Source organism: Halogranum roseipondis, from assembly GCF_059695585.1.
In genome coordinates this window covers 2,257,712-2,280,495 of record NZ_CM185235.1, presented here as the reverse complement: position 1 = coordinate 2,280,495, position 22,784 = coordinate 2,257,712, and the positions used below count along the sequence as shown (strand labels likewise).

General features: G+C 67.6%; 23 protein-coding genes. 13 read left to right on the top strand and 10 right to left on the bottom strand.

Features of this window, described 5'->3' with window-relative positions; genetic code table 11:
* Positions 1 to 125: 125 nt before the first annotated feature.
* Positions 126 to 1,382 carry an isocitrate dehydrogenase (NADP(+)) gene (icd, locus tag EOHIBHHM_RS11855; protein WP_497250807.1) on the bottom strand — a complete coding sequence of 419 codons (1,257 nt, stop codon included), beginning with the start codon at positions 1,380 to 1,382 and terminating at the stop codon, positions 126 to 128.
* Positions 1,383 to 1,505: 123 nt separating this feature from the next.
* The gene (locus EOHIBHHM_RS11850; RefSeq protein ID WP_497250805.1) at positions 1,506 to 2,891 is read right to left on the bottom strand and encodes an outer membrane protein assembly factor BamB family protein; all 1,386 of its coding nucleotides are present in this window, start codon (positions 2,889 to 2,891) and stop codon (positions 1,506 to 1,508) included.
* A 172-nt stretch (positions 2,892 to 3,063) separates the two neighbouring features.
* Here EOHIBHHM_RS11850 and EOHIBHHM_RS11845 point away from each other — a divergent pair, with 172 nt between their 5' ends.
* Positions 3,064 to 3,990 carry an isoaspartyl peptidase/L-asparaginase gene (locus EOHIBHHM_RS11845; protein WP_497250803.1) on the top strand — a complete coding sequence of 309 codons (927 nt, stop codon included), beginning with the start codon at positions 3,064 to 3,066 and terminating at the stop codon, positions 3,988 to 3,990.
* A gap of 12 nt (positions 3,991 to 4,002) precedes the next feature.
* On the opposite strand, the gene EOHIBHHM_RS11840 is transcribed toward EOHIBHHM_RS11845, so the two are convergent.
* A complete protein-coding gene (locus tag EOHIBHHM_RS11840) occupies positions 4,003 to 4,668 on the bottom strand; it encodes a helix-turn-helix domain-containing protein (RefSeq protein WP_497250801.1) in 666 nt (221 codons plus the stop codon).
* 111 nt (positions 4,669 to 4,779) lie between these two features.
* On the opposite strand from EOHIBHHM_RS11840, the gene EOHIBHHM_RS11835 reads away from it, so the two are divergent.
* Together EOHIBHHM_RS11835 and map are read left to right on the top strand one after the other, a co-directional pair.
* Complete coding sequence (locus EOHIBHHM_RS11835) at positions 4,780 to 6,435, top strand: NADH-quinone oxidoreductase subunit D (RefSeq protein WP_497250799.1); 1,656 nt, start codon at positions 4,780 to 4,782, stop codon at positions 6,433 to 6,435.
* A gap of 107 nt (positions 6,436 to 6,542) precedes the next feature.
* On the top strand, positions 6,543 to 7,436 hold the full coding sequence (gene map / locus EOHIBHHM_RS11830) for a type II methionyl aminopeptidase (RefSeq protein WP_497250797.1): 894 nt from the start codon (positions 6,543 to 6,545) through the stop codon (positions 7,434 to 7,436).
* Between the two features lie 72 nt (positions 7,437 to 7,508).
* On the opposite strand, the gene EOHIBHHM_RS11825 is transcribed toward map, so the two are convergent.
* On the bottom strand, positions 7,509 to 7,709 hold the full coding sequence (locus EOHIBHHM_RS11825; protein WP_089820784.1) for a DUF7835 family putative zinc beta-ribbon protein: 201 nt from the start codon (positions 7,707 to 7,709) through the stop codon (positions 7,509 to 7,511).
* Between the two features lie 237 nt (positions 7,710 to 7,946).
* On the opposite strand from EOHIBHHM_RS11825, the gene EOHIBHHM_RS11820 reads away from it, so the two are divergent.
* Both EOHIBHHM_RS11820 and EOHIBHHM_RS11815 read left to right on the top strand, forming a co-directional pair.
* Positions 7,947 to 8,486, top strand: a complete 540-nt coding sequence (locus EOHIBHHM_RS11820) for an HIT family protein (RefSeq protein WP_497250795.1) — start codon at positions 7,947 to 7,949, stop codon at positions 8,484 to 8,486.
* Between the two features lie 94 nt (positions 8,487 to 8,580).
* On the top strand, positions 8,581 to 9,537 hold the full coding sequence (locus tag EOHIBHHM_RS11815; protein WP_497250793.1) for a cation diffusion facilitator family transporter: 957 nt from the start codon (positions 8,581 to 8,583) through the stop codon (positions 9,535 to 9,537).
* 208 nt (positions 9,538 to 9,745) lie between these two features.
* Here the strand turns inward: EOHIBHHM_RS11815 and EOHIBHHM_RS11810 are convergent, their stop codons facing one another.
* From EOHIBHHM_RS11810 to EOHIBHHM_RS11800, 3 genes are all read right to left on the bottom strand, one after another.
* Positions 9,746 to 10,150, bottom strand: a complete 405-nt coding sequence (locus EOHIBHHM_RS11810) for a CBS domain-containing protein (protein WP_497250791.1) — start codon at positions 10,148 to 10,150, stop codon at positions 9,746 to 9,748.
* Between the two features lie 68 nt (positions 10,151 to 10,218).
* Positions 10,219 to 10,833 carry a S26 family signal peptidase gene (locus tag EOHIBHHM_RS11805; protein ID WP_497250789.1) on the bottom strand — a complete coding sequence of 205 codons (615 nt, stop codon included), beginning with the start codon at positions 10,831 to 10,833 and terminating at the stop codon, positions 10,219 to 10,221.
* Between the two features lie 57 nt (positions 10,834 to 10,890).
* Positions 10,891 to 11,475, bottom strand: a complete 585-nt coding sequence (locus EOHIBHHM_RS11800; RefSeq protein ID WP_497250787.1) for a S26 family signal peptidase — start codon at positions 11,473 to 11,475, stop codon at positions 10,891 to 10,893.
* A 177-nt stretch (positions 11,476 to 11,652) separates the two neighbouring features.
* Between EOHIBHHM_RS11800 and EOHIBHHM_RS11795 the strand changes: the two genes are divergently transcribed.
* On the top strand, positions 11,653 to 12,402 hold the full coding sequence (locus EOHIBHHM_RS11795; protein WP_497250785.1) for a winged helix-turn-helix transcriptional regulator: 750 nt from the start codon (positions 11,653 to 11,655) through the stop codon (positions 12,400 to 12,402).
* Between the two features lie 2 nt (positions 12,403 to 12,404).
* Here EOHIBHHM_RS11795 and EOHIBHHM_RS11790 read toward each other — a convergent pair whose 3' ends face one another.
* On the bottom strand, positions 12,405 to 13,655 hold the full coding sequence (locus EOHIBHHM_RS11790; protein ID WP_497250783.1) for a tRNA (N(6)-L-threonylcarbamoyladenosine(37)-C(2))-methylthiotransferase: 1,251 nt from the start codon (positions 13,653 to 13,655) through the stop codon (positions 12,405 to 12,407).
* Positions 13,656 to 13,776: 121 nt separating this feature from the next.
* Here EOHIBHHM_RS11790 and EOHIBHHM_RS11785 point away from each other — a divergent pair, with 121 nt between their 5' ends.
* On the top strand, positions 13,777 to 14,982 hold the full coding sequence (locus EOHIBHHM_RS11785; protein ID WP_497250781.1) for an outer membrane protein assembly factor BamB family protein: 1,206 nt from the start codon (positions 13,777 to 13,779) through the stop codon (positions 14,980 to 14,982).
* Between the two features lie 44 nt (positions 14,983 to 15,026).
* A complete protein-coding gene (locus EOHIBHHM_RS11780; protein ID WP_497250779.1) occupies positions 15,027 to 16,127 on the top strand; it encodes a PQQ-binding-like beta-propeller repeat protein in 1,101 nt (366 codons plus the stop codon).
* A 144-nt stretch (positions 16,128 to 16,271) separates the two neighbouring features.
* On the opposite strand, the gene deoC is transcribed toward EOHIBHHM_RS11780, so the two are convergent.
* The gene (gene deoC / locus EOHIBHHM_RS11775) at positions 16,272 to 16,910 is read right to left on the bottom strand and encodes a deoxyribose-phosphate aldolase (protein ID WP_497256987.1); all 639 of its coding nucleotides are present in this window, start codon (positions 16,908 to 16,910) and stop codon (positions 16,272 to 16,274) included.
* Positions 16,911 to 17,020: 110 nt separating this feature from the next.
* On the opposite strand from deoC, the gene EOHIBHHM_RS11770 reads away from it, so the two are divergent.
* The 5 genes from EOHIBHHM_RS11770 (at position 17,021) to EOHIBHHM_RS11750 (ending at position 21,566) form a co-directional block, all read left to right on the top strand.
* Positions 17,021 to 17,833, top strand: coding sequence for a DUF63 family protein (locus EOHIBHHM_RS11770; protein ID WP_497250777.1), 813 nt, complete (start codon positions 17,021 to 17,023; stop codon positions 17,831 to 17,833).
* A 110-nt stretch (positions 17,834 to 17,943) separates the two neighbouring features.
* The gene (locus tag EOHIBHHM_RS11765; RefSeq protein WP_497250775.1) at positions 17,944 to 18,810 is read left to right on the top strand and encodes an ATP-dependent ribose-1-phosphate kinase; all 867 of its coding nucleotides are present in this window, start codon (positions 17,944 to 17,946) and stop codon (positions 18,808 to 18,810) included.
* 196 nt (positions 18,811 to 19,006) lie between these two features.
* Positions 19,007 to 19,519, top strand: coding sequence for a hypothetical protein (locus EOHIBHHM_RS11760; protein WP_497250773.1), 513 nt, complete (start codon positions 19,007 to 19,009; stop codon positions 19,517 to 19,519).
* A gap of 55 nt (positions 19,520 to 19,574) precedes the next feature.
* Complete coding sequence (gene cofH / locus EOHIBHHM_RS11755) at positions 19,575 to 20,975, top strand: 7,8-didemethyl-8-hydroxy-5-deazariboflavin synthase subunit CofH (RefSeq protein ID WP_497250771.1); 1,401 nt, start codon at positions 19,575 to 19,577, stop codon at positions 20,973 to 20,975.
* Positions 20,976 to 21,032: 57 nt separating this feature from the next.
* A complete protein-coding gene (locus tag EOHIBHHM_RS11750) occupies positions 21,033 to 21,566 on the top strand; it encodes a metal-dependent hydrolase (protein ID WP_497250769.1) in 534 nt (177 codons plus the stop codon).
* 35 nt (positions 21,567 to 21,601) lie between these two features.
* Here the strand turns inward: EOHIBHHM_RS11750 and EOHIBHHM_RS11745 are convergent, their stop codons facing one another.
* Positions 21,602 to 22,519, bottom strand: a complete 918-nt coding sequence (locus tag EOHIBHHM_RS11745) for a mechanosensitive ion channel family protein (protein WP_497250767.1) — start codon at positions 22,517 to 22,519, stop codon at positions 21,602 to 21,604.
* Positions 22,520 to 22,784: the final 265 nt, after the last annotated feature.

Genomic DNA, 22,784 nt, shown 5'->3' with positions numbered 1-22,784 from the left:
AGAGGAGCTCTCTACGAGAGCTTCTCGATGTTCCCAGAAATCGAAGATTTCCGGTGCTCGAAAAGCTCGCCTAAGCGAGCTTTTCGATGTCTTCGCGGCTGCGCCGCGAAGGTGGAAAAACTGGCTTACGCCAGTTTTTCAATATTCTCGACGACCTTGTCGGCGAACTCGCTGGTGGCGAGTTTGTTGCCGCCTTCGATCTGACGGTGGAGGTCGTAGGTGACCTCGCCCGAGGAGATCGTCTCCTCGACGGCGTCTTTCACGAGCTGACCGGCGTCCTTCCAGCCCATGTACTCGAGCATCAGACGGCCCGAGAGGATCATCGCGGTCGGGTTGACCTTGTCCTGACCGGCGTACTTCGGGGCGCTGCCGTGGACCGGCTCGGCGAGACAGCGGGCGGTACCGAAGTTGGCACCGGGAGCGATGCCGAGCCCACCGATCTGCGCACCCGCGGCGTCGGACATGTAGTCGCCGTTGAGGTTCATCGTCGCGATGACGTCGTACTCGTCGGTCCGCGTCAGGAGCTGCTGGAGCATGTTGTCCGCGATGCGGTCCTTGACGACGATCTTGTCCTCGGGGCGCTCGCCGTCGTGCTCGTCCCAGAGTTCGTCCTCGGTGATCGTCTCCTCGTACTCCTCCTCTGCGACCTCGTAGCCCCAGTCACGGAAGGCACCCTCGGTGAACTTCATGATGTTGCCCTTGTGGACGAGGGTGACGGTCGGACGGTCGTTCTCGATGGCGTAGTCGATGGCCTCGCGGACGAGACGCTTCGTCCCGAACTCCGTGATCGGCTTGATGCCGATGCCGATGGGGCCGTCGTGCATGACGTCGTCCTGACCCATCTCGTCTTCGACGAACTCCTTGACCTGCTGGACCTCGTCGGTGCCGGCCTCCCACTCGATGCCGGCGTAGACGTCTTCGGTGTTCTCACGGAACGTGACCATGTCCATCTTCTCGGGCGATTTGACCGGCGACGGGACGCCGTCGATGTGGTAGGTCGGGCGGACGTTCGCGTACAGGTCGAGTTTCTGACGGAGTGCGACGTTCAGCGAGCGGAAGCCTGCGCCGACCGGCGTCGTGAGCGGACCCTTGATGGCGACGTTGAACTCCTTGATCGCCTCGACGGTGTCGTCCGGCAGGTTCTCGTCGTACTTGTCGCGGGCGGACTCGCCGGCGTAGACGCGCATCCAGGAGATGGAGCGGCCGGTCGCGTCGGCGGCGGCTTCGAGGACTTTCTGCGCGGCGGGGCCGACGTCGGTTCCGATCCCGTCGCCGTGGATGATCGGGATGATCGGGTTCTCGGGGACGTCGAGTTCGTTCGTCTCCTCGTCGACGGTGATCTGCTGCCCCTCTTCGGGGACCTCGACCTTGTCGTAGCTCATGAACGATAAGTGATTTTCGACGCGGTGTAAAAGGCCTGCCGTTCTCCCGCGCGACGGGCAATAATTGTCCGAAGCAGCGTGTGTTCACACGACGTTCGGACGGTCGACGAGCGAGACCGATCCTCAACAGTCGTCGTCGCCGTCGGGACCGTCCGACTCGTCCGATTCTTCGGTTTCGCCATCCTCGTCGCCGTCGTCCTCGCTCTCTCCGCCGCCACCGCCAGTTTCCCCGTCACCGTCGCTTCCGTCCTCGGTCTCCTCGTCGTCTCCCGCTCCGTCGCTCCCGTCTTCGCTCGACCCGCGGAGTGCGAGCAGTCGGTCGTCCCGCGTCGTGACGTACAACGCGTCCGCCGTCGGGATCACCTCGCCACTGACGCCTTCGACGCCGTGTTCTGCGACGACGTCGCCGTCGAGCGAACGGACGACCAGCGACTCCGTCTCGTCGACCCCGTTGTACGTCGTGGAGTACATGACGTCGCCGGCGACGGTCGGCCCCGACGTACTCGGCGACGAGTCTTCCGTCCACTGCGCTTCGCCCGTCTCGGCGTCGTACGCGCCGAACTCCTCGTCGACGGTCGCGTAGACGACGCCCTCGCCGACCGCGTGCAGCGCGACGTTCTCGACCTCGCCGTAGTCGAGGCGTCCACCCTCCTTCGTCCACAGCGTCTCGCCGGTGTCGGCGTCGAGGGTGGAGAACTCGTTGGCCCGCCAGTAGTACACCTGGTCGTCGGTCGCGGCGACGAACCCGTAGTCGGACTCGAACGAACGGCTCCACAGCTCCGACCCGTCGTCGACCCGGAGGGCGACGACCAGCGACTCGTCGGAGCCGTCGGTCGAGACGTAGATCGCGCCGTCGACGACCGCGAACTGGAGCGTGACGTCGAGATCGCGACGCCACCGGACGCTCGCATCCTCGCGAGAGAGGACGGTGAGACCGCCGTTGGTGTTGCCGACGACGACCGAGTCTGCAGTCACCACGAGCGACATCCCGCCGGTGTCGGCCGACCAGCGCTCGGACCCGTCCTCGGCGTCGAGCGCGACGGTCCGACCGTAGGTACAGAAAAAGACCGTCCCGTCGACGACCGCTCCGGCGGAGCGGCCGAGCGCCCGCGACCCCGCGTACGCTTCGCTCCCGACCGCCGTCGTCCACAGGTCGGAGCCGTCCGCCGCATCGACGGCGTGGACCGTCGCCGTCTCGTCGCCGTCGACGCTGTAGTAGAGGCGTCCGTCGGCGACGAGGAACGGGCGGTCGGCGTCGTCTCGCTCCCACGCGACGGAGATGTCGGTCGTGGGGGCCGCCGTCCCGCTGTAGGTGGTGTGTCCGTTGTCGTAGTCCGGCTGTGGCCAGCCAGCGTCGTCCCGCGTCAGTTCGCCGTCGGCGACGGACGCGGTGGGAGTAGCGTCCCCCGAGGACTGCAACCGCGCGACGGCGGTCGAACTACCGAGGGCGCTCAGGGCAGCGGCAGCGAGTACCGAACGTCGAGTCAGACTCGTATTCGTCTCGGGCATATTCCGGGTTTTGATTTTCTGTTCGTCAAGAAATTATTTCTGGCCGATTGCTTTCGCCGGTACCGACACATGTGGGCATAGACCGCCAGGTGGGTACAGCAACCAACACGTGAACCACCACCGGAACAGACGAACCGACACGTCCATGTCGCGGACCCGCCACGCTCGAGACGTGCACGTCATCGTCCACGGCGGCGCGGGCGGCGTCCCCGACGCCCCCGACCCCCGACAGGCAGTGCTCGACGAGGCGGCCGAGACGGGCGCGGCCGAGTCGACACCACTCGACGCGGTCGAAGCCGCGGTACAGATGCTCGAATCGGACGTCCGCTTCAACGCCGGTGTCGGCGGTGCCGTCCAGTCCGACGGCGTCGTCCGCACCGACGCGGGCGTGATGACTTCCGACCGCGAGGCCGGGGCCGTCGCCGGGATGGCCGGCGTCGAACACGCCGTCTCCGTTGCCCGCGTCGTCGCCGAGGAGACGCCACACGTCTTCGTCGCGGGTGAGCACGCCGTCGACCTCGCCGCCGACTTCGGCGTCGACACCGACGTCGATCTCTTCACCGACGACACCCGCACGCGGTGGGAAGACGCCGACCCGCCGCAGGGCAGTCCCCGAGAACACCTCCAGTGGCTCGACTCACGGTTCGGCGGGTCGACGAGCGACCCGACGGCAGATGTGAGCGGCGACGACTCCGGAACGATCACCGACTCTGCCGACTTCTCAGACCACGATACGGTCGGCGCAGTCGCCTTCGACAGAGAACAGTTCGCTGCGGCCACCTCCACCGGCGGCCGCTGGTTCGCACTCGCCGGCCGCGTCGGCGACGTCCCGCAGATCGGGTCGGGGTTCTACGCCGCCCCCGCCGGGGCCGCGTCGGCGACGGGTGCGGGCGAGGACATCGCGAAGGTGACGCTCTCGCGGCGTGCGGTCCGCCACCTCGAGGCCGGGATGAGCGCCCAGCGGGCCGCCGAGACCGCCATCGACGAGTTCGGCGAGTTGACGGGGTCGTCGGCCGGCGTCATCGTCCTCGACGGCGAGGGCGGGGCGGGGAGCGCGTTCAACAGCGACGGGATGCAGACGAGCGTCGCCCGAGAGTAGTTCGAGCGGGCCTCACAGCCGTCGCTCGACCGCTCGCGACACGATCTCCGCCTCCGCCTTCCTGAGATGTTCCGCTGCCGTCGCCGTCGAGCAGTCGAGTGTCTCGGCGACGTCCGCCACGGACCCGTCCCGCGTCGCCCCGTAGTAACCGGCGTCGACGGCGGCGGTGACTGCCTCCCGCTGTCTCGGCGTGAGCCGGAGCATCGGGTCGACGGCTCCGGCGTCGTAGTCGGCGACCCGGAGGACGTCGACGCCGATCTCGTCGGGCGTCTCTTCGACCGCCGACTGCACCGCCTCCGTCGTCCCCACGAGACTGAACACCATCGAGCGGTCGCTCCGGTACTCGATGGGCGGGACGACGACGAGGTCCCCGCCGCTGAACACGCTCATCAACTGCGCGTCCGCCGCCGCCTGCTCCTCGCGGACGTAGACGTAGAACGACCCGCCGTCCCGAACGGAGAGCCGGTACTCCTCGATCGCCGCGACGTCGTCGAGCGCGGCGTCGTAGGCCTCCGGGTCGTCGCCCTCGACGTGGAAGATCATCGACGTCGTCCGCTCGACGTCGGGGTTCCAGTGGAGCAGTCGGGTCCGGGTGAAGTCGTCGCGTCGACAGACGAACTCGTGCATCGGGTGGGTCGTGGCTGCGCCGAGTTCGAGACGGAGACGCAGAGATCTCATCGCCCCGACGTATCACCCGGAGCTTAAAAATAGTCTCACTCGTGCGGCAGAACGCCCACCGGGGTCTACTGCGAACCGTCACGTGGCGCGACACCGAGCGCCCGAAGCACCATGGCCCGTTCACAGCATCCACTCGAGACAGACGCAGCCGCCGCAGACGACCTCTCGGTCCTCCTCGGGGACCGCGTGCTCGCCCGCGACGACCACCTGCACGCTCCCGGCTACGTGGTCCGACCGGACGAGGTACAAGACGTGCTCTTCGCGCTCCGCGACGAGGCGGGGTTCGACCACCTCTCGTGTGTGACGGCCCAGGAGTACGAGGACCGCTACGAGACAATCTACCACCTGAAGCAGTACGACGACCCCACGCGGGAGGTGAGCGTCGTCGTCCCGACGAGCAGGGACGACCCCGTGAGTCAGTCCGCAGCGCGGGTGTTCCGAACGGCCGACTGGCACGAGCGGGAGGCGTACGACCTCGTCGGCATCGAGTACGAGGACCATCCGGACCTCCGGCGCATCCTCCTCCCGGAGACGTGGCAGGGCCACCCGCTCTCGCTGGACTACGAGCAGGACCGCCCGCAGGTCGTCCCGTATCGGGAGAACGCCAACCCCATCGAACCGGACCAGGAGGGCGACGGCGGCGAGACGATGTTCCTCAACGTCGGGCCGCACCACCCGGCGACCCACGGCGTGCTCCACGTCGAAGTGACGCTCGACGGCGAGCAGGTCGTCGACCTCGATCCGGACATCGGCTACATCCACCGCTGCGAAGAGCAGATGTGTCAGCAGGGAACCTACCGCCACCAGATCATGCCGTACCCCGACCGCTGGGACTGGAGCGGTGCGGGCCTGCTCAACGAGTGGGCCTACGCACGGACGGCCGAGACGCTCGCGGACGTCGAGGTGCCCGAGTACGCACAAGTGATCCGGACGATGAGCGCCGAGTTGAGCCGGATCCTCGCGCACTTCCTCGCGGTCGGTGCCTACGCGCTCGACATCGTCGGCGACTTCACCGCGACGTTCATGTACGCCATCACCGACCGCGAGCGAGTACAGGACGTCCTCGAGAATCTCACCGGCCAGCGACTGATGTTCAACTACTTCCGCCTCGGCGGCGTCGTCTGGGACCTCCCCGAACCCCGCGAGGAGTTTCTCGACAAGGTCCGACGGTTCACCGACGAACTCCCGCGCCGACTGGAGGAGTACCACGACCTGCTGTCGAACAACGAGCTACTGCAGGCCCGCACGGTCGACACGGGCGTCTTGCCGCCGGAGGTCGCAAAGAGCTACGGCTGTACCGGCCCCGTGGCCCGTGGATCCGGCATCGACTACGACCTCCGCCGGGACGACCCCTACGGCTACTACGACCGACTCGACTGGGACGTCGCGGTCGAAGACGGCTGTGACAACTACGCCCGCCTGCTCGTCCGCCTCCGCGAGATCGAGGAGTCCGGGAAGATCGTCGAGCAGTGCGCCGACCTGCTGGAAGAGTGGCCCGAGGCGGACCGGACGATCCAGTCGAACGTTCCCCGAACGCTCAAACCCGACGACGACACCGAGGTCTACCGTGCCGTCGAGGCCGCCAAGGGCGAACTCGGCATCTACATCCGCTCGGACGGCACCGACAAACCCGGACGGTTCAAGATCCGCGGCCCGTCGTTCTCGAACCTCCAGGCGCTCCCCGAGATGGCGGAGGGCGGCTACGTCCCCGACCTCATCGCCTCGCTCGGGAGCCTCGACACCATCATGGGCGAAGTCGACCGCTGAGAGGGGTCGTCGCCGGAAACCTGTCGGGAGCGTGGCGGACAGAAACCCCGGGACTCGACGGGTTCGATGCCGGAACCTCTTTGCCCGCTTCGACGGTAACTGGTGCCATGAGCATCGGACCCCTCGACGACGAGACGGTCGACAAGCATCGCCAGGCGGGCGACGTCCTGCGGACGGTGATGGACGAGGCCGCCGAGATGGTCGAACCCGGCGTCACGCACCTCGAAGTGGCCGAGTACGCCGAGTCGCGCATCGAGGAACTCGCCGACGGCTGTGCGTTCCCCGCCAACATCAGCATCGACGAGGAGGCCTCCCACGCGACCCCCGGACGCGACGACGACGTCGAGTTCGGCGAGGACGACATGGTCTGTCTCGACCTCGGCGTCCACGTCGACGGCTACATCGCCGACGCGGCGACGACCATCGACTTCTCCGGCAACGACGAACTCGTCGAGGCCGCAGAGCAGGCGCTGGAGGCCGCACTCGACGTCGTCGCCGCCGGCGTCGACACCGGCACCGTCGGCGCCGAGATCGAAGACGTCATCCGCGGCTACGGCTACACGCCCGTGCTCAACCTCTCGGGACACGGCGTCCAGCAGTACGACGCCCACACCGGCCCGAGCATCCCGAACCGCGGCGTCGACCGCGGCACCGAACTGGAGGTCGGCGACGTCGTCGCCATCGAACCGTTCGCGACCGACGGTCGCGGGAAGGTGACCGAGGGGTCGAAAGAGGAGATCTTCGAGCTCCAACAGGAGCGGTCGGTCCGCAACCGCGGGGCGCGACAGGTGCTCGATCAGATCACCAGCGAGTTCGACGGTCTCCCGTTCGCCTCCCGGTGGGTCGACTCACCGCGCGCGGAGATGGCACTCCGACGACTCAAGCAGGCGGGCGTCGTCCGCGGCTATCCGGTACTCAAAGAAGAGAACGGCCGACTCGTCAGCCAGGCGGAACACACCGTCATCGTCACTGAGGACGGGTGTGAGATAACGACGGAGTAAGTCTCCGTCACGGATGACGCGTCGACCGCGTTACTGCGGTCGTCGCTGAAGAAGTACGATGCGGGTGAACGCTCAGGCGTTGTTCATCCGCTGGATCGTCTCGGTCTGACATTCCATGCAGGTCGCCACGCGATACGGCTCACGGGAGAACTCCGCGTTCTCCGGCTTCGAGCTCTCTGTTCGGAGCTCCACCCTGACCTCGTGGAGCGTCTCACGTGCGCATTCCGAGCATGATTCTGTGACTCCGTCAAGGTCGGATGGTTGCGTTGCCATAGCATTCTGTGGGACTCGCGGAGACCGAATAAAGGGAAACCTCCGTCCCGCATGATTTCAACCGTTCATCGCAAGACGGCGTCGGGTCGAGTCGGAGAAACGCTCTCAGAAGCGTCGAGAGTCTTTAGGAACGTCCCACAGGTCCTCTCGTCGTCGAGAGGGGCGCTTAGCAGGGGCATAAGCCGGATACTCCGCCGTATTGGACAGGTTGAAACGGCCGCTGTGAGTGGAGACCCCATGGATCAGATCTTCGCCCCGTGGCGAATCGAGTGGGTCGAACGCGACGACGAGGACGCCCTCGAGGGATGTCCGTTCTGTGTGTTACCTGATCGCACCGACGACCGGGAGTCGCGCATCGTCGCCCGCAGCGAGCACAGTTTCGTCCTCCTGAACAACTACCCCTACAACCCGGGTCACGCGATGGTGATCCCGCGCCGACACACCGGGGAGTTCGGCGACCTCTCCGACGAGGAACTGCTCGACCACGCCCGTCTGAAGGGACGAACGCTCGACGCGCTGCGCGAGGCGATGGACCCTGCGGGGTTCAACGCGGGCGAGAACCTCGGCGGCGACGCGGCCGGCGGTTCCATCGACGACCACCTCCACACGCACGTCGTCCCCCGGTTCGACGGCGACACCAACTTCATGCCCGTCGTCGGCGACACGAAGGTCATCGTCGAGGCGCTGGAGGACAGCTACGACCGACTCCACGACGCCTTCGCCGGGCTGCCGGGAGCGACGACGACCGGGGAGACGGACGCCGTCCGCTTCGACTGACCGGCGGCGCGTCGACTCGTCGACGGCGAAGCACTCAGTGACGTCGAACCGACCCCGAAGCGTCTTTTGCTCCCCCGGTCCAACTCGGAACCAGATGGACCGGAAGACGGCGGTGAGGCGTGTCGGACTGGTCGTCCTCGCGGTCAACGCGCTGCTCGTCGCGGTGAAGGGCGCGACGTGGCTCGCGACCGGGAGCCTCGCCGTCCAATCGGAGGCGATCAACAGCTTCACCGACACGGTCTACAGTCTCGTCGTCCTCGCCGGACTCTACCTCACCACCCAGCCGCCTGACTTCGAACACCCCCACGGCCACGAACGCATCGAACCGTTCGTGTCGCTGTTCATCGCGGTCGGCGTGTTCGCGGTGGGCGGCGCGGTGCTCTGGCAGTCGGTGACGACGGTGCTCGCGGGGAGCTACACCGGCGGCGGAAGCCTCCTCGCGGTGGGCGTGCTCGTCTTCGGTGCCCTCGCGAAGTACCTGCTGTATCGGTACTGTCTCGCGGTCGGCCAGGAACAGTACTCGCCGGCCGTCGTCGCAACCGCACTCGACAACCGCAACGACATCCTGACCGCGGCCGCCGCGCTGGTGGGCGTCGTCGGCGCGGGACTGGGCTACCCGGTCCTCGACCCGCTTGCGGCCGGCGTCGTCTCCTTCGGCATCCTCTACACCGGCGTCGAGATCGTCCGCGACAACGTCAGCTACCTCGTGGGAGCCGCCCCGCCCGAAGAGCTCCGCGCCGAGATCGTCCAGCGGGCGCTGTCGCATCCGGACGTCAGAGGTGCACACGACGTCATCGCTCACTACGTCGGCCCGGAGATCGACGTCAGCCTCCACATCGAGGTCGAGGGCGAACTGACGCTGCTGGAGGCCCACCGCATCGAGACGGACGTCATCGAGTCGATTCGAGAACTGGACGCCGTCGACGACGTGTTCGTCCACGTCGATCCGAAGGAACTGGGCGAGTGGAAGGAGGACGAAGAGACCGACCGACTCGCGAGCTTCGGCGTCGAGGAGTCACCCGTCGAGCGGCCGACCGGCGAGAACCGCTGACCGGTCGCCGTTCTCGGTCGGACGACGAGTGTCGACACCGACAGTTCGAAGAAATTGACAATTTTCGGAGATCGTTCGGATGGCGGGACCGTTACGGCCGTGTCGACGGCTGTTCGTAGGGTTGTCGTAGCCGGCCGGCAGACCAGAGCTCCCCGACGAATCGCAGGGTTCGGTTTTCACGGAGCAACCCGATGCGTTTCTGCGATACCTATTGGACGTCGTTACCGAGGTTCGTCTCCGAGAGGTAGGCCGTGAAGTCGGTCGTGGTGATGATGCCGACGACGCCCTCTGTCTCGTCGACGACCGGGACGTGGTGGAAACCGCGGTCGAGCATCGTCTCCGCGACGTCCGTGATGGTGTCGTTCGCCGTGGTCGTGACCACGTCTGTCGACATGTACTCGTGGACCTCCGTCTCCTCGGCCGGTTGGCCGTCCGCGGCGAGCGTGACGAAGTCCGTCGCCGTCAGGATGCCGTCGAGGTGACCGACGTTGTCGACGACGACGACCGAACCGATGCCGTTGTCGAGCATCAGCGTCGCGGCCTCCTGGATCGGTGTAGTTCGCGTGACGGTCCGGACGGGAGACGACATCAGACGACCGACGAAAACGTCCATACGGGTCGCACTCGGGTGAGGGAGATAAGAGTTGTCACCGCCTCACACTAAACCCGAGAGCGACGACGTCACGCCGACGACGCCAGTGACGACGGGAACGTCGCCTTCCCGCTCAGAAACAGTCGTACCCAGCCGAGTTCGGGGACTCTGATCCCCCCTTTCGACCGGATCCACCGGGTGCGGACGGGGGCGACCCGGTCGTGTGCCTGGTCGTAGTGCGGGTTGGCGTCGCCCTTCGTGATGTAGCCCGCGTGTGGGGCCGGACAGTTCAGGAGTTCGGTGCAGTCGTCGACACTGGCGGGGAGCGCCTCGGGGTCGGCCCGGACGTACCAGTTCTCGCCCGCCTCGACGTGGAACTGCGCTCGGTGGATGATGGGCGACCCCTCCCACTCGGGGGTATCGAAGACGATCACGTCGCCGGGACCGCCGAACCGCCGGTAGCCGTCCGCCTGCCGAGCGGTGACGACGCCGGAGTCGCTCGTCGCGGTCGCCGTCCAGCGGCTGGGTTCGGTGACGACGACGAGGTCTCCTTTCTCGATGTGCGGTCCCATGCTCCCGCTCTCGACGGCGACCATCGGCGGCCACACCCCGGTCACACCGACGAGAACCACACCCAGCACTGCGAAGACGGCGAGCGGACGGAAGAGCTCTCGAACCAGCGACGGACGGCCGTCTCCCGACATAGATATCGATACGTTGACGAATAATTAGTAGTTTGTGCCCGTTCTCGGCGCTGAGATTCAGACGACGGCGGCGGAGAGGAGTCGAAGCCACCCGAGCAGCGGCACGCGGAGCCGGCCTTTGGAGACGACCCACTCTTCCCTGATGGGCGGTGCGATGCCGTTCGCCTGGTCGTAGTGGGCGTTGGCGTCCCCCTTCGTCACGTAGCCGCTGTGCGGGGCGGGGCAGTGCAGGAGTCGAGCGCAGTCGTCGACGCCGGCGGGGAGCGACTCGGGGTCGGCCCGGACGTACCAGTCTTCGCCCGCCTCGACGTAGAAGTGAGCACGGTGGATGATCGGAGAGCCCCGACGGTCGGGGACGACGTAGACGACGACGTCACCGGGAGCGCCGAACCGCTCGTAGCCGCCCGCTCGGTCGGCCGTGACGACGCCGCTGTCGCGGGCGGTCGCCGTCGCCGTCCATCGGTCCGGTGCCGTGACGACGACGAGGTCGCCGCGCTCCATGTTGGGTTCCATACTCCCGCTCTCGACGGCGACCATCGGCGGCCAGACGCCGCTCGCCGCGAACAGGAGTCCCGCGAGGAGCGCGACGAGCAGGAGGGTCTGGAGTGTGTCCCGGAGGAGTCGCTTCGGGGACGCGTTCATCACACCTCATACCCTCGGCGTCGGCAAAACGTTGCCGCTGAGACGGCTGTCACCGAGTGACGCCGACCCGCGAAAACGGAGGCCTCAGACGCTGCAACTGTTGTTGCGACGGTGCAACAGTGTGAACGGAACCTTACGTCGAGCATTACTAACCCCGCAGTCGTCGTTGGTTCTGACATGGCAATCGACCCCGAGAGTGGACCACCGCCGTCCGCCCTGACGACGGACGCCGAGCGTGAAGACGTCCGTGAAGTCGCAGATATACTCGCACGCAAGTGGTCTCTCGAGGTCCTCACGCAACTCCAGCGGGACGGTCCCTTTCGGTTCAACGAGTTGAAGCGGCAGTTGGGTGTGACGCCGAAGGTGCTCACGGACCGTCTGCGCGAACTCACCGAGACGGGACTCGTCGAGCGAACGGTCCACAGCGAGTCGCCGCCGCACGTCGAGTACGACCTCGTAGAGCGGGGGTACGAACTGCAACAGATCGCGGCGGAGCTGGCGGCGTGGACGGGTGCGGCCGACGCCGTACCGACGGTGCTCGTCGTCGACGCCGCCGTCCCGACGAACGTCCGCTTCTCCGGGTGGCTCTCGGAGGGGTACACGGTCGAGCGCGTCTCCGAGATCGCCCACCTCTCCGGAGAGCAACTCGAGCGGGCCGACGTCGTCCTCTGTCACCACCATCGCCTCCTCGACGGTCGGACCGACCTCCTCGACCGACTGGAAGCCGGATCGACGGCCGCCGGCGTCGTCCACGTCACCAGTCACCGACAGTCGTTCGCGACGCAGGACCGGGTGGTCGAACTCGTCGAACCGGTGTTGAAAGACGAACTCCTGCAGGCGATCCGGACCGTCCTCCCGGACGGTGTCGAACCCGAGCGTGCGGAGTCGAGGAACGCGACGGGCCGAAGAGAAGAGCGAGCGCGGTAGGGTTACACTGGGGTTCCGAAGGCATAGACGGTCTGGTGGCTCGTCACCTCGACCTCGAGGAAGTCGCCGGGTTCGACGCCGTGTTCCGACGCGTTCTGGACGATGATCTGTCGGTAGGCGCTGTCACGACACTTCACGGAGTCACCGGTCCCCTCCTCGACGACGAGCACTTTCTGGGTGGTGCCGACCATCGACTCGTAGGCGTCGGCGACGATCTCCATCTTGGCTTCGCTCATCTCCTTCGAGCGTTCCTTCTTGATCGTCCCGCCGAGCCCCTTCATGTCGGCGGCGTCGGTGCCGGGGCGCTTCGAGAACCGTGTGACGTTGATCTTCTCCGGTCGGACCTCCTTCAGGAGCGCCATCGACATCGCGTGGTCTTCGTCGGTCTCGGTGGGGAAGCCGACGATGAAGTCAGTGGACAGAGTCCAGTAGTCGAGTCGCTCGTCGAAGACCTCGACGATGTCGAGGAACTTGTCGACGCGGTGCTGGCGGCGCATGTCTTCGAGCACGTCGTCGCTGCCGGACTGTACAGGGAGGTGAATGAAGTTGTAGAGCTTCTCGTTTCGGGCGAAGACGTCGACGAGTTCCTCCTGAATCCCGTGGATGCCGCCGGGGTTGGCCATCCCGACACGGACCCGGAACTCGCCCTCGATGTCGCAGATGCGGTCCAGCAGTTCGGGAAGCTTCCGGTCGCCCTCGTCCCAGCCGTAGACGCCAGTGTCCTGGCCGGTGATGCGGAGTTCCTTCGCCCCGGCGTGGACGAGCGCGCGGGCCTTCCGGACGTTCTCCTCCACCGAGGGAGAGTCGATGCGGCCGGTGGCGAACTTGGTGATGCAGTACGAGCAGTTCGACATACAGCCGCGGGCGATGGGGAGAATCCCCACAGTCCCGTCGAGGACGGGTTCGGTGTCGGGCGTGACGGTCGGACACTCGCCGTTCATCGCCGCCTGCGGGACGTCGTCCCAGTGGAGCACGTCGGCGTCGACGCCGGCCTCGCGGAACTCCTCGCCCTGCGCCAGCGCCATACAGCCGGTGATGATGAGATCGGCCGTCTCCTCCTCCAGCTCCTTCGCTCGGGTGAGCATGTTGCGCTCCGTCTTCTCGACGACGGTGCAGGTGTTGAGGATGGCCACGTCGGCGTCCGCCGGCCCGTCCGCGGGGTGGTGTCCACCGTCCCGCAGCGCCTGCTCGATGTGGCGGCTCTCACCCCGGTTCGACGTACAGCCGTAGGTCTCGATGTGGTATCGGGCCATTCAGTTACCGAAAGTTCCGGACGCGTGGCCAAAAGCACGACGGTCTGTGCCGTCTCGTGCGGTGGTCTCGTACGCGAGAGTGTGACAAGACATTTACTCGACGCGTCGGTAGCGTCGGCAGATGCCCTCCAGACGACAGGTTCTCACGACGGTCGGCGCGCTCTCGGCCGGGAGCGCGGCGGGCTGTCTCGGTGAGAGCGAGACCGCCGAGGCCGCCGCCGACAGTGACGGGACGACCGACTGGCCGATGGCGAACTTCGACACGGTGGCCAGCGGTTACAACCCGAAACCCGTCGGTCCGACGGAGAAGCCGACCGAACGGTGGAACGTCGAAGTCGGGTGGCCGACCGGTCGACCCGTCGTCGCCGACGGGACGGTCTACCTCCCCACGCAGACACACCTCCACGCTGTCGACGTCGAGAGCGGCGAGGAACGGTGGAACCGCGGACCCACCGAGAACACCGACGCGCCGGGATACACCGCTCCGGCAGTCGACGGCGACACCGTCTACGTCGGTGTGAGTCGCGGCGGCGGTCTCCTCGCGCTCGACGCCGAGGACGGGAGCCAACGCTGGCGCTACGAGACGGGCGACGAGCGGACCGGCGTCGACGTGCCACCGATACCCGACTACGTGGGCGACGGTGGGTGGTCGTCGCTCGTCGTCGCGAGCGACGACGGCGTCGTCCACCACCTCGACCTCGAGACGCAGGAAGCGAACTGGACGTTCGAGGTGTACGGCCGGGTCTCACGCCTCGTGACCCGTGGCAGCGTCGTCTACGCCGGAACCGAGGGCGGCGAGGTCTACGCACTCCACGCCGGCGAAGGGCTGTGGCGACGGAAGCTCCCGGGAAAGATCACGGCACTCGCCACCGACGACGGCGGCGACGTGTTCGCCAGCACGTTCGGCGGCGGCGTGTTCCGTCTCCGAGACGGCGCGCACGCCGGTCGGACGAGGTGGCACGCCGAGGACGGGCCGGTCGCACACGAGGCGTTCGTCGTCGCCCGCGGTCGAGTCTGCGGGACCGACCTCGCCGACGCGACGGTGCTCGACGAACGCTCCGGCGACGTCCAGTGGGAGGTCGACGGCGACTTCGGCGTCCCACCTGCCGCCGCTGGCGACACGCTCTATCTCGGCGGCGAGGACGGCGTCGTCGCCTACAGACTCGACGGAGGGTTCGGCGTCGACGACGTCAGGTTCGGCGGGAAACGATGGCACTACCCGTTCGCGGGGTCGGTCGGTGGCGGCGTCACCGTCGCCGACGGTGCGGCGTTCGCCGTCGACATGGGTGCCGAAGACGCTCCGAGTCGACTGGTCGCGCTGGAGTAGTGGCACCTGAAGACTGATTACACCTCCGGGGGAAGCGACGGCAAATGCCCTCCAGACGACAGGTGCTCGCCGGACTCGGGAGCGCCGCGAGCGTCGCACTCGCCGGCTGTACGACCGGCGAGGCCGACGGAGCAGGTGAGGACGAGCTGACGGAGAAGTGGCGGACGAACGTCGGCCCGGCGTCGGCGCAGGCCGTCGTCTCCGGCGAGACCGTCTTCGTCCCGGTGTCGTCGGACGTCCTCGCGTTGGACCGCGAGACCGGCGAGCGACGGTGGTCGGTGAACGCCGTCGTCGACGCCGCCGACCGACCGAGCGACGCCGTCACCCCCGCCGTAGACGAGTACACGCTCTACGTCACCGGCGGCGACGAGATAGTCCGGGCGATCACGATCGCCGAGCAGTCGGTGTGGTGGGAGTTCGAGATGGAGAGCGAGAGCTACGCGGCACCGGTGCTCGCCGGGGGTCGTCTCTACGTCGCCGGCGGCGAGTACGTCTCCTGCCTCGACGCCGACACGGGCGAGGCCGAGTGGTCGCGTCGACTGTTCGGCGCCGTCACCGGACTCGCACGCGAGGGGGAACTGCTGGTCGCCACGACGGCCGCCGGCGAGGTGTACGCGCTCGACACCACCGGCGGGCGCGGCGAGTGGCGAGCGTCGGTCCCCGCGGGCATCGAGACGGCGCCCGCCGTGAGTGGACAGCGCGTCGCCGTTAGCTGTCGGGACTTCGCCGTCTACGGCTTCGACACGGCGGGTCGACGCGCGTGGTCCGCAGAACTCGGCAACGTGGGGGGACTCACCGCGACGCACGAGACGGTCTACGCGAGCGAGAAGACCGAGACGACGGCGCTCGACCGGGAGACGGGCGAGCGGCGGTGGTCGGTCGACCACGGTGGCGTCTACCGACACGGCAGTTCGCCGCCGGCGCTCGGAGGCGACGCCGTCTACGTCGGTGGCGACGGGGTGCGCACCGTCGACCCCGACAGTGGTCCGCTCGACCTCCAGTTCGACCGAGTGCGATCCGAGCGGTCGCTCGGCGGGACGGTCGGTCACGTCTCGGTCGACCCCGACGGGACGGCGCTCTACGCCGGCGTGGAGCGCAGTCGCGGACCGTACGAGTACGTCGCACTGGAGCTCCGACGAATCTGAACCGCCGTCGCTTCCTCACGGCGGTCGGGACGTCCGCGACGGTCGGCCTCGCCGGCTGCCTCGGCGGCGACGGCCTGCTGGTCGCGAACGTCGACGAGAACGAGAACGAGGACGACCACTCCGTCGTCGCCTTCGTGTGAGTCGCTACTCCTCGGGGTAGCCTTCGACGATGTCGACGCCGCTCGACGCGCCGATACGCACCGCACCGACGTCGAACATCGCCATCGCCTCCTCGTAGCTGCCGACGCCGCCGCTGGCCTTCACGGGCAGGTACTCGGCCATCAGTTCGACGTCTGCGACCGTCGCGCCGCCGTCGGCGAAGCCGGTCGAGGTCTTCACCATGTCGGCGTCGGCGTCCTCGGCCGCCTCGCAGGCGCGGCGTTTCTCGTCGTCGGTCAGTAGCGCCGTCTCGATGATCACCTTCACCGGGACGGGGACGGCGGCGACGATCTCGGCGATCTCGGCGGCGACGGCGTCGTCGTCGCCAGCCTTCAGACGACCGACGTTGATGACGACGTCCAGTTCGTCGGCACCCTCCTCCCAAGCGTCGACCGACTCCTCGCGTTTCGCCTTCGGCGTGTTCTGCCCGTGCGGGAAGCCGACGACGGTGGCGAGCGTGACGTCGGGGGCGTACTCGCTGGCCTCGGCGACGTAACACGGCGGGATGCAGGCGTTCATCCCGTACTCGTCGGCCTCGTCGAGCACCGCCTTCACGTCGGCGAACGTCGTCTCCGGTCCGAGGACGGTGTGGTCGATGCTGGCGGCGAACTCCGCTCTGTTCATGTTCGTGCGGATGGGGTGGGTCGTCAAAGAGTCCCCGGTCCGTCGCGTCTCGCCGACCGCCCGCGCGCCGTCCCGTAAGGCTTTCACCCCGACGCGACGCGCGTTCTCCCATGCAGATCCTCCCGGAGGGGTTCGCGCTGCCGCCGCTCTCCTACCTGCTCGTGCTCCTCGCCGCCGCCGTCGGCGTCGGCCTCGGAGTCCGGGCACGGCGACCGACGGTGACCGCGGCCCACGTCGTCGCCCTCGCCCCGTGGATGGCCGTCGGGTCGGTGCTCCACGTCCTGCACGTCGTCGGCGCGTTGCCGCCGCTCGTCGACCCGCTGGCCGGGACGCCGAGCGTCTACGTCTCCGTCGCGGTCGTCGTCGGTGCGGTGTGGGTCGCCGCGGACGCCGCCGTCGACGGCGCGCGAGTTCCCACCGTCCTCGCCGCCAGCGGCGTGCTCGTGCTCGTCCCGGCGCTCGGCGCGGCCGTCCTCGCCGGTCGGGCCCGTGACTCGCTTGCGGTGACGTGGCCTACCGTCGCGCTGGTCGTCGCCGTGGTACTCACCGCCGTCGTGTGGGTCGCCCTCCGTCGACTCCGACCCGAGGCCGCCGTCACCGGGAGCGTGGGCGTCCTCGCGCTGTTCGGCCACACGCTCGACGGCGTCTCGACGGCCGTCGGTCTCGAACTCCTCGGGTTCGGCGAGCGAACGCCCCTCTCGCGACTCATCGTCGAACTCGGGCAGGCGCTGCCGACGGCGCAGTATATCGGCGGGACGTGGCTGTTCGTCCTCGTCAAACTGCTCGTCGCCGGCGGCGTGGTCGTGCTGATGGCCGACTACGTCCGCGAGGAGCCGTCAGAGGGCTATCTCCTGCTCGGGCTCGTCGCCGCCGTCGGCCTCGGCCCCGGCGTCCACAACCTCGTGCTGTTCTCGATCGCCTGAGCGACGCGAGCACAGGGACCGACGCGAACACGGGCGACCGACGCGGCGCTGGCAGGCTTCGACCGCGCCCGGAGATGGATTTACCACCACCCCGCTCCTGAGAGGGAGGTATGCCCCGCGTCATCTGTGCCGGTCACGTCAACTGGGACATCACGCTCCGCGTCGACCGTCTCCCGGAGGTGGACGGCGAGGCGGCGATCCAACACCAGACCGGCGCGGGTGGTGGGAGCGCGGCCAACGTCGCCGTCGCGCTCGCCGGCCTCCGGGTGCCGGTGGCGTTGCTCGGAAGCGTCGGCGACGACGAACACGGACGGGCCGCCCGCCGCGAACTGACCGGGACCGGCGTCGACTGCGACCCCCTCCAGACGGTGTCCGACGGCAAGACGGCGGTCAAGTACCTCGTCGTCGACGGCGCGGGCGAGGTGATGGTACTCGGCCAGACGGGCGTCAACGAGGCGTTCCGGTCGGGACATCTCCCCGGCGCGACGCTCTCGGAGGCGGACGTGCTCCACCTGACGAGCCAACGCCCGGAGACGGCCGCTCGACTCGCCGAGCGAGCGAGCGAGGCGGGCGTGACGGTCAGTTTCGACCCCGGGCGTCGACTCGGCCAGCGCGACTACTCGTCGACGCTCGCGCTCGCCGACGTCGTCTTCCTCAACGACCGCGAGGCCGCGACGGCCCTCGACGAGTGTACCGAACACGGGGCGGAGACGATCGTGCTGAAACACGGACCGCGGGGGGCCGAGGTGCGGGCGGGCGAGGAGACGTTCACGCATCCGGGGTTCGCCGTCGAGACGGTCGACACGACCGGCGCGGGCGACGCCTTCGCGGCGGGATTTCTCGCCAGTCGGGTGCGTGGCGACGGCTACGACGAGGCGCTCGGGGTCGCGAACGCCTGCGGCGCGATCGCCGCTCGCTCGGCTGGCGCCCGCATCGACGTCTCGTGGACGGCGGTCTCCGAACTGCTCGGTCACTGATAGAGGTTATCGTAGCCAACCGGAAGCTCAGAGACGCCCGGCGATCTATAGGGTTCGATGCTCCTGGAGCACAACGACGAGGTTCTACGATAACCCCCATGAGCGTCTCGGAGCGGGCTACCCGTGTCACTCCGTCACGTTCCACGCCGACCGAGAGTCCCGTACGCTTATACGCTCTCGCCGACTGTTCCGTGTAATGGCTCCGGGCGGCCTCCTGCAGGTGGCGCTGTCACAACTCTCGTTTCTGTCGCAGGTAGCCGCGGGTGCGGTGGCGGGGCTCGCCGCCGCCCTCGCCATGGTCGTCCCGATGAGTCGGCAGCCGGAGGGGTTCACTCCGGCCTACATCGCGGCGTCGGTGCTCCGTCGCACCACGCCGGACGAAGTGCGGTTCGTAGAGGCCAACGTCGTCCACCACGGGACGGGGATGGTGGCGGGTGGTCTCTACGCCGCGGTCCTGGTGTTCCTGAGCGGGGTCGTCCCGGACCTGGTGCGGATGGAACGGGTCGAACTGTTCCCGCATCTGCTCTCCGTCTCGCTCGTCGTCCTGTTCGTCTACGTGTTCTTCGCACATCTGGTCTTACCCCGTGCCGGTGGACGGATCTACGAGGAGCAGGCGACGGCGGTCAGAGGACAGTGGCTGCGCTCGTCGCTCGTGTTCGGAGCGGTGCTCGTCGTCGTCGGACCGACGCTGCTCTCCGTGACGATGTGAGCCGTCGGTTCCGGGACCGACCCATTTTTCAGCGATTGGCGTCTCAGTAGGGGCCATGACCGACCCGTCCGTGACCGACCTCGACCTCGACTTCGAGCACGTGCCGGAGTCGGACCAGTCGTTCGAGAACGCACTCGAGAAGGCCCGCGCAGGCGAGCGACTGACGGTCGCCGACGGCGTCGAACTCATCACGACCGGCACCGACCGGGAGGGGATCGACCAGCACCGGAAGGAGCGGGTGCTGGAGGCCGCCGACCGCCGCCGCGCCGAGGTCGTCGGCGACGAGGTGACGTTCGTCGCCAACCTGAACAACAACGTCACCACCGCCTGCGACACGGGCTGTCTCTTCTGTAACTTCAAGGACACCGCCCACCAGTTCGAGGAAGCGTATCAGGCGGAACACGCGGGGTTCACCAAGACGCCCGCGGAGTCCCGCGAGATCGTCGACGACGCGCTCGACCTCGGCATCTACGAGGTGTGTTCGGTGTCGGGGCTCCACCCCGCCTTCGCGCTGAACGAGGAGCACCACGAGATACTCCGCGCGAAGTCGGCGGCGGGCGAGAAAGACCTGAACTACAAGCCGCCGGAGGCGTACACGACCGACCCCGGCACCTACGTCGAACAGATGGAGGCGATGAGCGTCGGCGACGTCCACCTCCACTCGATGACGCCCGAGGAGGCCTACCACGCCAAGCGCGGCACCGACTGGTCCTACGAGTCGGTCTACCGCGAACTGAAGCGGGCAGGCCTCGACAGCGCGCCCGGGACGGCCGCAGAGATCCTCGTCGACGAGGTGCGGGACGTCATCTGCCCCGGCAAGATCGGCACGCAGGACTGGATCGACGCGATGGAGGGGGCGATGGCCGCCGGCCTCGACACGACGGCGACGATCATGTACGGCCACGTCGAAAACGAGATGCACCGCGTCCAGCATCTGAAAGTCGTCCGCGACCTGCAGGACCGGACGGGCGGCATCACCGAGTTCGTCCCCCTCTCGTTTATCCACCAGACGACGCCGCTGTACGAACACGGCGTCGTCGACGGCGGGGCCACGGACGACGAAGACGAGCTGATGATCGCCGTCTCCCGACTCTTCCTCGACAACGTCGACCACGTCCAGTCGTCGTGGGTGAAGTTCGGCGACGCGAAGGGGCTGAAACTGCTCAACTGCGGGGCCGACGACTTCATGGGGACTATCCTCTCGGAGGAGATCACGAAACGCGCCGGCGGGCAGTACGGCGAGTACCGCACGTTCGACGAGTACGTCGACATGCTGTCGGCCATCGGCCGCCCGGCGGTCGAGCGATCGACCGACTACCGAAAGCGTCGCCGCATCGACCCCGAGGACGGCCCCCACGGCCCGACGCTCGGGCCGAGGGCAGACGGGACGCCGATGCTCGAGGCAGGCCACCGGGAGGACGAAGATGGTCCCGAGTCCGCCCACGCCGACGACTAGTCCCCGGGTTCGCCGTCTCCAACAGAGCCAAACGCGTCCGTCACCGAGTGACGGGCGATGATGAGTCCGACCCACACGGCGACGGGAGTCGTCCTCGCCGTCGCGCCGGAGTTCGCCGTGGCCGGTGCGTTGGCGGGCATCGCCGGCGGCGTCTTCCCTGATCTCGACCTGTTCGTCGGCGAACACCGCCGGACGCTGCACTTCCCGATCTACTACTGGTTTCTGGCGCTGCCTGCCGCAGTCGTCGCCGCGGCGAGCACCTCCGCGGTGACGGTGGCTCTCGCGCTCTTCGCGCTCTCGGCGGCGGTCCACTCCGTCGTCGACTGGTTCGGTGCCGGCCCCGAACCGCGGCCGTGGGCCGACCCCTCCGAGCAGGCGGTCTACCTCCACTTCGGGGACCGGTGGCTCGCGCCGAAACGGTGGGTCCGCTACGACGGCGCACCCGAGGATCTGCTGTTGACCGGCGTGCTCTCGATGCCCGGGCTCCTCCTGTTCGAGGGGTCGGTCCGGACGCTCACGGTCGTCGGCCTCGTTGTCGGCGCGGGCTACACGCTCGTCAGGAAGCGCGTCCCCGACTACGTCGAGATCTGAGTGCGAAAAACAGGAGTCCGAAACGGCGGCGAGCGTCAGTCGTCCGACGTCGCCGTCGCGGTCTCCGACTGCAGTCCCTCGACCTCGATGCCGCCCGTGAGTTGGGTGTGCGGGTAGGGCATGTCGATCGCCTCGGCGTCACAGCGCTCCTTGACCGCCTGGACGAGTTCCGAGCGCGTCTTCACGAAGTCCGAGCGGTTCGGTTCGTCGATCCAAAAGCGCGTCTGCAGGCCGACGTAGGAGTCGGCGAGTTCGGTGACGCGGATCGAGGTGCCCGGCTCGTCGAGGATGTCGGGGTTCTTCGCCGCCTCGTCGAGGATGACCTCCTTCGCGTGGTCGATGTCGTCGTCGTAGCCGATGCCGAAGACGAACTTCTGGCGCAGCTTGTCGTAGGCGACGGGGTTCTTCAGCGCGTTGTTCGCGAGTTCGCCGTTCGGGACGGTGATGAGCTCGTTGTCGAACGTGCGGAGGCGTGAGACGCGCAGGTCGATGTCCACGACGCGACCCGTGATGTCGTTGACCTCGATCCAGTCGCCGACCTCGAACGGTCTGTCCTTCAGGATGAAGATGCCCGCGACGAAGTTACCGAGGATGTCCTGTGCGGCGAAGCCGACCGCCAGCGCGATCGCACCGGCGAAGACGCCGAACGCCGCGATGACGCTGCCGAAGCCGGCGACGGTGAACGCCACCGCGAACGCCAGAATCACGTTCACGACGCCGGTGAGGCTCTCTGCGAGGCTCTTCACGCTCGGGTCGTGGCCCTGTTCGTCCAGCACCCGTTTGATGAGCGGGACGAGAAGGGCTCTTCCGAGCAGCCAGACGACGACGAACGCGACGACGAACAGGACCGCCGGAACGACGTAGTCGGTGACGAGCTGTTGTGTCTCCGGAAGCAGTCGGTCGATCTGTAACTGAAGAAGGAGTGTGGCCACCACTGCGATGTCTAACGACATGAACGACGGTCCGGTTGCGACGGCAGCCGGATAAACAATTGGGCCACGGACAGGTCTGCGTGCGGTCAGCGCGGCGAATGTTGCCCGGCTTGAGCACCGACGCCGTATCCCGCTGTGGTTCGTATCACGCGGAGAAGACGAACGCCCGACTGCTCGCCTCGGAGTGATCGACGGAAGTATTCGTACTCGTCAACGTCACAGGTGTTCTACTTGCCGAAATCTGTGTGCTGAAGAGAGCACGTACGTCGTCTATCAAACAATTTAC

What these genes read in the sequence shown, in the direction of transcription:
- icd (WP_497250807.1), bottom strand. Translation starts at nt 1,382, where the DNA reads ATGAGCTACGACAAGGTCGAGGTCCCCGAAGAGGGGCAGCAGATCACC.
- EOHIBHHM_RS11850 (WP_497250805.1), bottom strand. Translation starts at nt 2,891, where the DNA reads ATGCCCGAGACGAATACGAGTCTGACTCGACGTTCGGTACTCGCTGCC.
- EOHIBHHM_RS11840 (WP_497250801.1), bottom strand. Translation starts at nt 4,668, where the DNA reads ATGAGATCTCTGCGTCTCCGTCTCGAACTCGGCGCAGCCACGACCCAC.
- EOHIBHHM_RS11835 (WP_497250799.1), top strand. Translation starts at nt 4,780, where the DNA reads ATGGCCCGTTCACAGCATCCACTCGAGACAGACGCAGCCGCCGCAGAC.
- map (WP_497250797.1), top strand. Translation starts at nt 6,543, where the DNA reads ATGAGCATCGGACCCCTCGACGACGAGACGGTCGACAAGCATCGCCAG.
- EOHIBHHM_RS11825 (WP_089820784.1), bottom strand. Translation starts at nt 7,709, where the DNA reads ATGGCAACGCAACCATCCGACCTTGACGGAGTCACAGAATCATGCTCG.
- EOHIBHHM_RS11820 (WP_497250795.1), top strand. Translation starts at nt 7,947, where the DNA reads ATGGATCAGATCTTCGCCCCGTGGCGAATCGAGTGGGTCGAACGCGAC.
- EOHIBHHM_RS11815 (WP_497250793.1), top strand. Translation starts at nt 8,581, where the DNA reads ATGGACCGGAAGACGGCGGTGAGGCGTGTCGGACTGGTCGTCCTCGCG.
- EOHIBHHM_RS11810 (WP_497250791.1), bottom strand. Translation starts at nt 10,150, where the DNA reads ATGGACGTTTTCGTCGGTCGTCTGATGTCGTCTCCCGTCCGGACCGTC.
- EOHIBHHM_RS11805 (WP_497250789.1), bottom strand. Translation starts at nt 10,833, where the DNA reads ATGTCGGGAGACGGCCGTCCGTCGCTGGTTCGAGAGCTCTTCCGTCCG.
- EOHIBHHM_RS11800 (WP_497250787.1), bottom strand. Translation starts at nt 11,475, where the DNA reads ATGAACGCGTCCCCGAAGCGACTCCTCCGGGACACACTCCAGACCCTC.
- EOHIBHHM_RS11795 (WP_497250785.1), top strand. Translation starts at nt 11,653, where the DNA reads ATGGCAATCGACCCCGAGAGTGGACCACCGCCGTCCGCCCTGACGACG.
- EOHIBHHM_RS11790 (WP_497250783.1), bottom strand. Translation starts at nt 13,655, where the DNA reads ATGGCCCGATACCACATCGAGACCTACGGCTGTACGTCGAACCGGGGT.
- EOHIBHHM_RS11785 (WP_497250781.1), top strand. Translation starts at nt 13,777, where the DNA reads ATGCCCTCCAGACGACAGGTTCTCACGACGGTCGGCGCGCTCTCGGCC.
- EOHIBHHM_RS11780 (WP_497250779.1), top strand. Translation starts at nt 15,027, where the DNA reads ATGCCCTCCAGACGACAGGTGCTCGCCGGACTCGGGAGCGCCGCGAGC.
- deoC (WP_497256987.1), bottom strand. Translation starts at nt 16,910, where the DNA reads ATGAACAGAGCGGAGTTCGCCGCCAGCATCGACCACACCGTCCTCGGA.
- EOHIBHHM_RS11770 (WP_497250777.1), top strand. Translation starts at nt 17,021, where the DNA reads ATGCAGATCCTCCCGGAGGGGTTCGCGCTGCCGCCGCTCTCCTACCTG.
- EOHIBHHM_RS11765 (WP_497250775.1), top strand. Translation starts at nt 17,944, where the DNA reads ATGCCCCGCGTCATCTGTGCCGGTCACGTCAACTGGGACATCACGCTC.
- EOHIBHHM_RS11760 (WP_497250773.1), top strand. Translation starts at nt 19,007, where the DNA reads ATGGCTCCGGGCGGCCTCCTGCAGGTGGCGCTGTCACAACTCTCGTTT.
- cofH (WP_497250771.1), top strand. Translation starts at nt 19,575, where the DNA reads ATGACCGACCCGTCCGTGACCGACCTCGACCTCGACTTCGAGCACGTG.
- EOHIBHHM_RS11750 (WP_497250769.1), top strand. Translation starts at nt 21,033, where the DNA reads ATGATGAGTCCGACCCACACGGCGACGGGAGTCGTCCTCGCCGTCGCG.
- EOHIBHHM_RS11745 (WP_497250767.1), bottom strand. Translation starts at nt 22,519, where the DNA reads ATGTCGTTAGACATCGCAGTGGTGGCCACACTCCTTCTTCAGTTACAG.